This window comes from Arthrobacter psychrochitiniphilus, from assembly GCF_003185915.1.
Classification (GTDB): Bacteria; Actinomycetota; Actinomycetes; order Actinomycetales; family Micrococcaceae; genus Specibacter; species Specibacter psychrochitiniphilus.
In genome coordinates this window covers 104025-115468 of record NZ_QHLZ01000011.1, presented here as the reverse complement: position 1 = coordinate 115468, position 11444 = coordinate 104025, and the positions used below count along the sequence as shown (strand labels likewise).

Here is an 11444-nt window from a genome sequence, read left to right as displayed (position 1 = left end):
TTCTAGACTTCAGTACCGCCCCATCCCAGCACATCAAGGGATAGATCGGCATAATCCAAAGGTCGGCATAGGACATAACCTACATTAAGACGTTTTCCGGCTGGGTGTATGCGGCCTTCGTGCTCGATGTTTTCTCCCGACGCGTGGTCGGCTGGCAACTCTCCACCACCATGCACACAGCCCTTGCGCTGGATGCTTTAGAGATGGGATTATGGACACGTCGGCATGATCGAAAAGATGTTTCACAGCTCGTACACCACTCGGACAGAGGTGTGCAGTATCGTGCCATCCGCTACACCGAGCGCCTGGCGGAGTCCGAAGCAGTCGCTTCCGTAGGGGCCAAGGGCGATAGTTACGACAACGCCATGGCCGAGGCCCTCAACTCCCTCTTCAAGGCCGAGCTCGTCCGCAACAAGGGCCCTTGGACCGGCATCAACGACCTTGAAATAGCTGTCGCTGAATACATCGATTGGTACAACCACCGGCGCCTCCACGGAGAAATCGGATACATCCCACCAGTCGAAGCTGAAACCAACTACTACTCAAATCTACCCGCCATCAAAACGCTGGAACGGGTCTAACAAACCCTCCACCAAACCCGGGGCTTGACAGCGAGTGGCTCGTACAAGCTGGCCGGAGCGACCTCGTGGAATTTCGACAACCGCAACTGAACCGACCGTATTCGGTGGTGGCCGTTGGCCAGGCACCACGTGGCCCGGTCTACTCGGTCAGCGAGACGCCTTCGAGCCCTAGGGTTGCGAGACTGCTCTAATTAAGCGCAAGCGATGGGTCTCGCGAGTGCGCAGGACCCATCGGCTGCTTGGACATATTTTAAGCTACCTAGGTTGGATGACGACAGGTTGCCGATCTGAACCGTCCCGGGAATTATGCCGCCATTTTATTGGTGGCGACGTCTTACATTGCCCCGCTGGTTCCGATCTAGGCCGCAACACTTCCAGAGGCAGCGAGAGGTGCGCTCGATCTTCAGGATCCGCGTCGGGGCACTGAAGATAGGTGCCATGAATGTGACGACTTGCGGGCTGACCGTGATGGTTCAAGAGTAAAATCATAGGCACAGCATTGGTGTCTGATTGGCCGTGCACGGGGTCGTGCAGCAGGCAGACGGGAGTTCCCACCTCGTCATACAAAACTCATACTTTTGAAGGCTCATCGACCACAATTTAGTATCTTGCATTGTTTCAATCACGCCATGCAGGAACAGGCCAAAGTGGCCTATTGGCAGGTTTGTATTGGCCCATGATCAGCAAGGGGGGTTATAAACGTTGATAAATACTGAGGAATTTTGAGCACTCAAGATACTCTGACATGCGGTGACAGTCTTGGTTAGTATTTTCTTGGTTCGTAATTCCGGCTATTCAGCACTGACTGTTTCGGTCCGAATATCGCATGCCGCAGCCCCACTCGATTCCGTTAAAGCATAGAGGTGCAACCGCGTTGGATTACTTGGCCTGTGCCCAGCAGGGACGCTCAACGGAGATCATTCACTTGCGAGGTAGATCCGGTTAGGTCGTGGTGCAAAGCAATCAGGATGACGCTGCTAACGCACTGACTGAGCCACCAGATATTCGTAAATTTTTCTTCTACGATCTGCATCAATAAAAGATCGTAGAATTCTGCTGATTCTTTCGGCAACAGAGGCGCCTCGGAGGGCGGGTTAGGCAGCGGGAGTGTCCTTCCGCGAGCATTAACTTATCCAGCGAAGTATTCACTCAGAGTGTGGGTAGATCCTCAGGGTAGAACTTGTCCACAGCCACCCTCGACGCAGCTTGTAACTGAAGGTTGCGTTAGTGTCGAAAAAGTTGTTCGTTTGCCCCGGAACTTTGCCGCAGATTGGGCGCCCACACAGTATTTTCCCACGTAAGCAACACTGCCGGTAGCGTGGAGCTATGACAGCATATAAGGTAGTGAACCCCGCCACTGGCACCACACTCGAGGAATTCCCAGAAGCAACCGATGCCGAAATAGCGTCCGCCATTGCCCAATCCCATGAGGCTTTTGCTAAGTGGCGAAACTCGCCAGTCCGTGACCGCTCCAGCATCTTACACAGGGTTGCGGACCTGTACCGCACCCAAAAGGAGTCCTTGGCGATGCTTATCACCGAGGAGATGGGCAAACCGCTGCGGGAGTCTATGGGGGAGGTAGATCTGGTGGCTGACATCTTCGACTACTACGCCACGGAGGGTCCTGGCTTCCTCGCAGATGAGTTTCTCACTGTTAGAGGCGGGGGTGAAGCCATTGTCCGCACTGCTCCGGTGGGGCCGCTTCTTGGCATCATGCCGTGGAACTACCCCTACTATCAGGTTGCCCGATTTGCGGCTCCGAACCTCATGCTAGGTAATACAGTTGTGCTCAAACACGCCCCGAGCTGCCCCCGCTCAGCGCTGGCCATCGCGCGGATCTTCGCAGAAGCAGCTCTTCCTGATGGCGCGTACATCAATCTCTTCGCCACTAATGATCAAGTGGCAACCATTATTGCCGATCCCCGGGTCCAGGGTGTTTCTCTGACGGGCAGCGAACGTGCAGGTTCGGCGGTCGGTGAGATTGCGGGCAGAAATCTGAAGAAGTTTGTCCTTGAACTGGGCGGCTCGGATCCCTTCATCGTGCTCGACTCCCAAGATATGGCGGCCACGGTCAAAGCCGCGGTGTCCGGACGCATGGGAAATGGTGGACAAGCTTGCACTGCGTCTAAGCGATTCATAGTGCTGGAAGATATTTACGACGATTTCCTCGAGCCCTTTACTTCTAAAATGGCGGCTGTTATCCCAGATGACCCCACTAATGCCTCCACTCGCTTCGGACCCTTGGCTTCTGAAGCTGCAGTGGAAGGAGTTATTAGCCAAGTGGATGACGCAATCGCCAAGGGTGCAACGTTGTTGACAGGAGGAACGCGCCTCCAAGGCCCAGGCGCCTTCATGCACCCTACCGTGCTGGCAGACGTCACTCCTGACATGCGTGCTTTTCACGAGGAGATTTTTGGCCCGGTGGCTGTAGTGTACAAAGTCAAGAATGCAGAGGAGGCCATCGCCTTAGCTAATGGTTCGGCCTACGGTCTCGGCGGATCGGTCTTTAGCGCTGACCCCGAAAAAGCAAAGAAGGTGGCGGATCGCCTGGACACAGGGATGGTCTGGATCAACAGCCCCACTGGAACCCAGGCCGACCTCCCTTTTGGTGGTGTCAAAGCTTCCGGTGTTGGCCGGGAACTGGCTAAGTACGGCATGAGTGAATTCGTCAACAAGAAACTCATCCGCACTCCGCTTGCATAGCCCAAAAAAAGTAGTGGCCCCGTTTCCCTCGAGGGAAACGGGGCCACTACTTTCGCCTGCAACTCCTAACCCAGTGCCAAGATGTTCTCCAGGGGCTCGTCGCTGGCAATTCGCCCGAGAATGGCTGGCTCTGCAAGATCTGAGGCTTGTGCCTTGTCGATCACAGCAGCGGCTGTCGCTTTGCTCAGAACCACCACGCCGTTGTCATCACCCATGATCAGATCACCCGGGTGCACTGTTGCGCCCCCGATGGTAACTGGAACGCCAAATACGCCACGGCCAGAGTTGTGCCGCTTGGTTGTCAGGCAGGTGCTGCCCTGTGAGAAGACCGGCAGCACAGAACCGTCCTCCGCCGGTTCGCGGAGCTCGGCCACATCAGTAACGGGGCCGTTGACCACAATTCCGGCGGCACCCTTTGACCTGGCAGCCGCAGCAGTGACTGCGCCTACCGGGGCATGGATGGTATCGCCGCCCATATCCAGAACCAGCACTTCGCCTCGGCGCAACCGAACCAGAGCCTGATTGACCGCGATGGCGTCTGCATCGGGAATGAGAGCGGTGGAGGCGACCCCGAGCATCCTGCTGCCAGGGACAATAGTGGCAATCATTGGCGAGCAAAAACCATCTTCCAAAAAATGCCCTAACGTGGGCAGGCTGAGCGTCCCGAGCTGTTCCAATAAGTCTTGCTCTACCAAGTCCACAGATGGTTCAGTCATTCGCTACAGCTCCTTGGCTGGTTCGATGAGTGCGGCAACGCATTCGATTTCCAGGCTGACGCCCCATAGCGAGACACACACTGAGGTTCGCGCCGGCTTATGCGCTCCGAAAAACTCCTCATAGACGGAGTTGTACTCAGCCAGCTGCTCAGTGTCCGTTAGGTAGGTGTTCACTTTAATAACATGATCCAAGTCCGATCCGGCCTCTTCAAGAATGGCTTGAAGGTTTTGAAGGGTCTGGCGCACTTGGTCCGAAAACTCCGCAGGCTGGTCAGTGAGGTCACTCCTGGCTGGGATTTGACCGGAAGTGAACACCAACCCGTTGGCTACCACGGCCTGGGAGTAAGGTCCCACGGGCGCCACATGGCCAGGTGCGGCGTGAATGCGCCGGATGCTCATTTGGAAACCTCAACACTATCTGACGGGGCATCTTCGACTTCGTGGATATTTCCGTATCGGGTTTCAGTAAGGAGCAGAAGGGCCAGCAACGAGGCGACTGCCGCGCCCATGACGTACCAAGCGATGGATGAGCTCTGACCTGTCGCCGCAAGTAGAGCCACGGTGATTGCTGGTGTGGCAGCGGAGCCCAACAAGCCGGAGAGCATGTAGGCGATAGATAGGCCGGAGTAACGAACTTTGGAGCCGAACAGCTCAGCGAGGAACGTAGCGATGGGTCCGTAGTTGGCGGAGAAGGCTAGCATCATCAGGCCATAGCCGAGGAACAATAATACGGGAGATCCAGTATCCATCATCCAGAAGAGAGGGAAAGCGAGCAAAGCCTCGGCGATCACGCCGGCAAAGATGATGGGCTTACGCCCAACCTTGTCTGACAACCGGCCAAAGAATGGAATGGCAAAGAAGGCCACGATGCAGGCGAACATGACTGCCCACAGCAGCAGTGTCTTTGAGTGGCCTAGCTCCTTGGTTCCGTAGTTGACGCCTGAAGCGACCAAGAGAGTGAAGGTGCTGCCGGTGGACAGCGTGGCGATGCCGCCAAGGACTACCTGGCGCCAGTATTTCTTCATCAGGACGGCAAACGGAATTTTGGCTTTGGCGCCGGTTTGCTGGACCTTCTTGAAGGAGGGCGTTTCTTCGATGTGCAAACGGATGTAAATTCCCACGGCAACCAGAACTGCGGAGAGGAGGAAGGGGACGCGCCAACCCCAACTCAGCAGGCTTGCCTCATCGAGAGTGCTGGCCACGATCAAAAAGGCAACGTTGGCCAGCAAGGTTCCGATCGGGACACCGATCTGAACCATGGAACCAAAGAACCCGCGCCGATCCGCTGGAGCGTGCTCCACGGTCATCAGGACAGCGCCACCCCATTCGCCACCCAGCGCAAGTCCTTGGCACAGTCTCAAGGTAAGCAGCAGTAGGGGCGCTGCGACACCAATGGTATTGAAGTCTGGAATCAGGCCAATTCCGAAGGTAGCAACTCCCATGCCGATCAGGGAGATCAACAGCATTGATTTGCGGCCCACTCGGTCTCCGAAATGACCGAAAATGATGGCGCCAACCATGCGGGCCACGTAGGCCGAGGCGAAAGTCATGAACGCCAGTATGGTACCAATCGCACCGTCGAGATCCGGGAAGAAAATCTTGTTGAATACGAGGGCTGATGCCGTTCCGAAAAGGAACAGATCGTACCATTCAACAGTTGTGCCAATGACACTGGCAGTGGCAATTTTCCGCATTTTACTGCGGTCCAGTTTTTCTGCTTCCGCAGTGATACGTGTTACGTCGGTTGTCATGTGGGGCTCCAATGGTGATGATCCGGGGCGAGGAGAATAGGAAGGAGTAACTTCAACATCTTGTTCTACTATCCATTCGAGGTGCCGTGAGTCACAAGGCGGATCCGCACACGTTTGGGAGCCTGGGATTGGGCAGATGCACACTCACGATCCGCCATTACAGCAACAACGATGACTGACTACGCCCAGGCAATAACGACGCGGGCTATTTCGGTGGGAACAGTCAGATCGATCCCGGTCACTTCTTTGAACCGTCGCAACCTGTTGAGGATGGTATTTCGGTGGCAGAACAAGGTCTCTGCAGTGACAGCAACATTGCCGTTGAGCAAAAAGCAGGTCACCGTTTCCCTCAGCCGTTCAAGCTCTTCCGCACGGCAGCTGCCCAACTGCAACTCCAGAAGCGCCCTGAGGTCGACGCCAGTCTCGTCTAAGCGAGTTCTCGCAAGCCGCGCCCAGTGCTTGTCCACAGTTACGGGAGCGTGGTCAGTGGGTTTGGCCAGTTCCGAGAGAGCGGCGGCAACTCGTGCGGCGCTTGCCAACCCCATCAGGCCATCTGCAGAGACTGCCACGCCGCAGGGAATGGTTGCCACCCCAGTGGGTAATGCATCTTGGGTACCGAATTTAAGTTCCGGGATAGGCCAGAATACGTAGGTGTAATCGGCGGATTCGTGAAGGAAGATCGGATTTGAGGGGGTGGGGAACGCGGCCAGTTTGCGGAGCTCTTCCGCCCGCCGCCCTTTGCCGGCAGCAATGGCGTATTGGGCGTCTGCATTGACATCGAAGGCACGGGCAAACCGCTCGCGTGTCTCTACATGTCGACCCTGAGCGCTGAAAAGAGCTGAGATGAACTCCTGTTTTACCCCGGCTTCTTGCTGCGCCATAGCAACTCGTGTTGATAGATAGCTTGAATGGATCGCGGAGGCATAGTCATCGACCACGCGCCAAACATCCTCGGCTCGTGAAGCCATGAGAGATGCATCAGCGGGGGTGGACAGGCGCAGGAGTGTGGACCAGATGATGGGAAAGTCTAGGCGCACTGCCGACATGAGCGCCTCGGCCGCCACTCCCTGGCGGGCGCGGCGCGCGCCCAAGCCGGTGGCGAACTCCACCATGCGTGGATAGTGTTCTTCACCGGCCATGGAATTGAGGATGAGACCGATAGATACGACCGCTGAATTTTCCAACTCTTCGACAGCGAAGGAATCGCCCGAGTAACCTGCAATGGCCTGCACCCGCTCCACGAATAGCTTTTGCATGGCGGGGAGCCTGCCCTTGAGCTCCGTCACCAGCAGTACCCAGCGACCCTCGCTCGCCTCAGGTTCATCGCGGGATGGACGGAGCGGAACAGAAGGAATGTGCATAAGCACAGCCTAGACGAGGAAAATCGTTGAGCCTGGCTAGTTCGCCCCGCAACCACAACTGCCATCATGGGTAGTGGCGGTCCTCACGGACGCCACTATTGTGAAAACACTTGAAAGGTTGTCTGACATGAGCTCCTCCACTTTGGCACCAGAGCGGGCCGTCTCCGCAGGGCATCTCATTGTCTCCCAGCTCGAAGCGGCAGCCATCCCTCGCGTCTATGGTGTTCCGGGGGAGAGCTATCTCGACATGCTTGATGGGCTCCATGAATCACCTATCACCACCGTCGTGACAAGACACGAGGGCGGTGCCGGTTTTATGGCACTAGCGGAGGGAAGACTCACAGGTTTGCCGGGCATCGCCATGGTGACCCGTGGGCCTGGCGCCGCCAACGCGTTCATCGCCGTTCACACTGCATACCAAGACGCCACACCCTTGATTCTCTTCGTCGGGTTGATCCCCGTAGCGGACCGGGGCCGCGAATCGTTCCAGGAATTCGATATCACCTCCTGGTTTGGAAGCACGGCCAAGAAAGTCCTGGTCCTCGACGATGCTGCCTCAGCGGCCTCGATGGTTGAAGATGCCATTCACACTGCAATGAGCGGCAGGATGGGCCCGGTGGTCATCGGACTGCCCGAAGATGTGCTGACCCACATGGTCCCGTGTGGCGCTACAGTACCCATGCGCGCACGGGCCCTGAGTGGGCCGACGACGACCGCGCTCGCCGAGCTGGGAGACAAGCTGTCAGAAGCAAAAAAGCCACTGATCGTCGTGGGTGGCGAAGGCTGGACGCAGGACTGCGGCACAGCGCTGGTATCTTGGGCCGCCAGCCACGGAGTGCCAGTGGTCTCAGATTTCCGGGCCTACGACGCAGTGCCGCACGCGCTCCCGGGCGGCAACAGCTATGTTGGCAGCCTCGGCTACGCCCGCAGCGACGCGAACGCCCAGCGACTAGACGAAGCAGATCTTCTCGTGTTCATCGGATGCCCCCGCGCAGACGTTCTCAGCGACGGTTTCACTCGTGGACTCACTGCAGAGACTGTAGTAGCAATGCCTGGAGACACTTTGGGACACTTCGGCCGGATTGACCAACACATCGTGGCGGATGTCAGTACCTTCGCTAATGAGCTAGCCGAGCTGGACTTGAAGATGGCAGTTCTGCCGGAATGGCTCAAACGTGCACGCGACGAATATGAAGCATACTCAACGCCTCATCTAGACGGCGGTTCCCACGTCGACATGAGCGCATGTATGACGGTCCTGCGCGAGGAACTGCAAGCAGATGCGATCATCACTTACGGTGCGGGCAACCATGCGCTGTGGCCCGCGCGGTACCTCCAGCACACTGCGGCACAATCCTTGGTGGCCCCCCGAAACGGCGCGATGGGAGTGGGCATTCCCGCGGCCGTGGCGGCAAGCATGGTGTACCCAAACCGCCAAGTAGTTTCCGTTGCCGGAGATGGCTGCTTCATGATGAACGGCCAAGAGATAGCAACAGCCATCGCCTACGGTGCGAAGTTTGTTGTGATCGTCGTCGACAACCAATGCTTCGCAACCATCCGAGAGCACCAAGAAAACCACTACCCGGGAAGGCCATCCGGTACCGGGCTTGTGAACCCGGACTTTTCCGCACTAGCGCGCTCTTACGGCGGCTATGGGGAGCGAGTGGAGCGCACCGAGGATTTCAGGGGCGCGTTCCAGCGGGCCGTCCAAAGCGAGCTACCTGCCATCCTGCACGTTTTACAGGATCCACTAACCAGGTCCCCAAAAACATCAGATTAGCCGTCTCGCTCCGCGGTAGCCTCCCCACACAATGCCTAAGGAACCCTCATGTTGAAAACAATTCTCGAACCCAATCCAGACAACTTCACAGGTGACGACGCCGATTTCATGGCAGATTTCGCCATGCTGTGCACCTTCGGTGCCACCGCCAATGGAGGCGTTGACAGACTAGCCGCATCCGCCGCCGACGGCCAACAACGAACATGGTTCACACAGCTGTTGACGGGCCACGGCTTCACCGTTGAATTTGACCGGATTGGCAACCAATTCGGGACCTACGAACTGGTCCCTGGCGCCCCTTACGTTCTCGTCGGTTCCCACCTAGACTCCCAGCCAACTGCCGGCAGGTACGACGGCGCATATGGCGTACTTGCCGCTGCACACGCCGCGTTCCGCGTAGTTGCTGCCTACAAGAATTCCGGAAGACTGCCGAAGTACAACATAGCGGTCGTCAACTGGTTTAACGAGGAAGGTTCACGCTTCAAACCCTCCATGATGGGCAGCGCCGTATACACCAACAAGCTGGAACTCGATCAGACACTATCGACGCAGGACCGCGACGGCGTGACGGTAGCCGAGGCGCTCACAGCCATTGGATGCCTCGGTGCGGGGGCAGGGCCGAAGGCCGCGTGCTGTGCGGAAATCCACATTGAGCAAGGTCGCAGTATGGAGCGCGGGGGGATCACCATCGGGATCGTCGACTCAAACTGGGCCGCCAATAAATACGAATTTATTGTCAATGGCGAGCAGGCACATACCGGATCCACTGTCATCGCCGACCGCAAAGATGCCCTGTTGGGCGCATCCATGCTGGTGGTAGCCGCAAGAGAGCTCGCCGATAGCTTCCCCGGCGTCCTCCACACTTCCGTGGGTCAACTGGATGTTTACCCCAACTCACCGGTGGTGGTTCCCTCACGAGTCACTTTGCTGTTGGACCTGCGCTCTGCGGATGAAGACGTGCTAGCGCAAGCCGACCTCCAACTCCACGGGCACATTGAAAAGATCGAGAGGCTGGCCAATGTGACGATTGTTAAGGAGGATTCGCACTGCTGGCCGGTGACACCTTACCAGCCAGCCGGCGTCGAACTAGCAGAGAAAGCTGCAGCCAACCTTGGACTACCCCACCAGCGTGTAAAGACCTTGGCGGGCCACGACTCCACCAATATGAAAGATATTGTCCCCACTGTCATGTTGTTCGTACCTTCAGTTGATGGCATCTCGCACAATGAGCATGAGTACACGCGTGATGAGGACATCGTCTCCGGAGTCCACATGCTCACAGATGTAGTGGGCCGCCTCGCGGAAGGTGAGCTGAATTAGGCAGCTTATCTAGGCTGGCTCAGCTCACCTACTCATGTATAAAGCCAATTGACGACCCTCGCTTTTCACTCTGTCATAGGCGTGCGGTGTCTGCGATTAGGAACGCCAAGATGGGCTCTAACTGTCCCTTGTTGGCTGCGCTCACGTAGGGATGAACGCTGAGTTCATCCCTACGAGGATGTCGCCGCGGCGAACTGGGGATGAATCATTGCTTTCACGGTCCTCGCAACAATTTCTGGACTGCTGTTCTCGATATTTCTCTAATGGGGCCCGCTGTCACGTCCTAGAAAGTTGATGGTGTTCCACTCAACATGATGTCTGGGCTTGTGACTGTTTTTGCGACAACGTCGGCTTCGATCTCATTGACCGATTGTCCTGCGGAGTTCTTCCAGCTGTCACGGCCGTTGACGCTTCCTCCGACCAGTATCGCCGCTGCTTGGCTAGGACTTGAAAATAGGTGGTCTAGGGCCATGATCAGCTGCTCTCCATGCACTTCTGCAATTCCGCGTTCGATGAGCGATTGACGGCCACGGATGATCGACTTCGGTGCAGAGGGGCGTGGGCGTGAATTCCCCACTGAACCGGCAAGAACCACAAGCCCCTCGGAAGTAGGGTCCGCGTCGGCTTGGCACCCGGACTGTCGAAGGTAGAGCCGTTCAGCTGCAACCTCGTTCGGCGAATCGTGGGCGTCTTTGCGGATTGATTCGAGTGCCGGATAGCCGAGGGTGGCAGTCAAGAGAGAAATAGTCTCCAGATACTCATTGCAGTCGGCTTCCAAGGGAGCTGGCGTGTGCCGATTGGAAGCCGCATTACCGTTCAACAGGGGGTATCGAGCCGCCTGGAGAGCGCGAGAAATGGCTTCCCATTCCATGAATCCCACATGAGTATCTGTCCAGGTATTCGTCAAAGAAACAGCGACGATGGCGCGTTCCCAAAATTCCTTGCCAGCAACGTGCTGCTTCAGCCTGCCACCGACGTTGCCACTTTGCCCGATGTAGCAGGAGACGCCATCTTCTGAATCACCGCCAAATAGGAAGTACAGTCCCACCTGCGACGCTTCAGCCATCGAGAGGAAGCCACTGAGCAGGGAACGAGGAACGTCGAAGACGCGCACTGTGCGGGTAGTGATTTCTGCCATGCGAATGCCGGATGGATCGCCGTGAGGTAGAAAGATCTGAATCGGCGGTGTCATACCCTCGAAGCAACAAGTTAGTTGAATAGAGGAGTTGCTG

Annotated in this window: 9 protein-coding genes; 4 read left to right on the top strand and 5 right to left on the bottom strand. The window is 56.9% G+C overall.

Translation table 11 applies throughout. The features are described from left to right. Positions 1–74 precede the first annotated feature (74 nt). Together CVS29_RS15275 and CVS29_RS15270 are read left to right on the top strand one after the other, a co-directional pair. On the top strand, positions 75–581 hold the full coding sequence (locus CVS29_RS15275) for an IS3 family transposase (RefSeq protein WP_342766785.1): 507 nt from the start codon (positions 75–77) through the stop codon (positions 579–581). A gap of 1326 nt (positions 582–1907) precedes the next feature. Continuing rightward, a complete protein-coding gene (locus CVS29_RS15270) occupies positions 1908–3284 on the top strand; it encodes an NAD-dependent succinate-semialdehyde dehydrogenase (RefSeq protein WP_110107185.1) in 1377 nt (458 codons plus the stop codon). 65 nt (positions 3285–3349) lie between these two features. Here the strand turns inward: CVS29_RS15270 and CVS29_RS15265 are convergent, their stop codons facing one another. The 4 genes from CVS29_RS15265 to CVS29_RS15250 all read right to left on the bottom strand — a co-directional run bounded on the left by CVS29_RS15265 (position 3350) and on the right by CVS29_RS15250 (position 7112). Next, on the bottom strand, positions 3350–4000 hold the full coding sequence (locus tag CVS29_RS15265; protein WP_211315155.1) for an RraA family protein: 651 nt from the start codon (positions 3998–4000) through the stop codon (positions 3350–3352). Positions 4001–4003: 3 nt separating this feature from the next. Next, a complete protein-coding gene (locus CVS29_RS15260; protein ID WP_211315154.1) occupies positions 4004–4399 on the bottom strand; it encodes a RidA family protein in 396 nt (131 codons plus the stop codon). Further along, the gene (locus tag CVS29_RS15255; RefSeq protein WP_245932271.1) at positions 4396–5751 is read right to left on the bottom strand and encodes an MFS transporter; all 1356 of its coding nucleotides are present in this window, start codon (positions 5749–5751) and stop codon (positions 4396–4398) included. Before CVS29_RS15255 ends, CVS29_RS15260 begins: the two co-directional genes overlap by 4 nt. A gap of 179 nt (positions 5752–5930) precedes the next feature. Further along, positions 5931–7112, bottom strand: coding sequence for an RsbRD N-terminal domain-containing protein (locus CVS29_RS15250; protein WP_110107184.1), 1182 nt, complete (start codon positions 7110–7112; stop codon positions 5931–5933). Positions 7113–7239: 127 nt separating this feature from the next. Here CVS29_RS15250 and CVS29_RS15245 point away from each other — a divergent pair, with 127 nt between their 5' ends. Further along, complete coding sequence (locus CVS29_RS15245) at positions 7240–8892, top strand: thiamine pyrophosphate-dependent enzyme (RefSeq protein WP_110107195.1); 1653 nt, start codon at positions 7240–7242, stop codon at positions 8890–8892. A 48-nt stretch (positions 8893–8940) separates the two neighbouring features. After that, entirely contained in the window at positions 8941–10212 is a 1272-nt protein-coding gene (locus CVS29_RS15240) for a M20 family metallo-hydrolase (protein WP_110107183.1), read from the top strand. A gap of 283 nt (positions 10213–10495) precedes the next feature. On the opposite strand, the gene CVS29_RS15235 is transcribed toward CVS29_RS15240, so the two are convergent. Continuing rightward, complete coding sequence (locus tag CVS29_RS15235; RefSeq protein WP_245932270.1) at positions 10496–11350, bottom strand: GIY-YIG nuclease family protein; 855 nt, start codon at positions 11348–11350, stop codon at positions 10496–10498. Positions 11351–11444 lie beyond the last annotated feature (94 nt).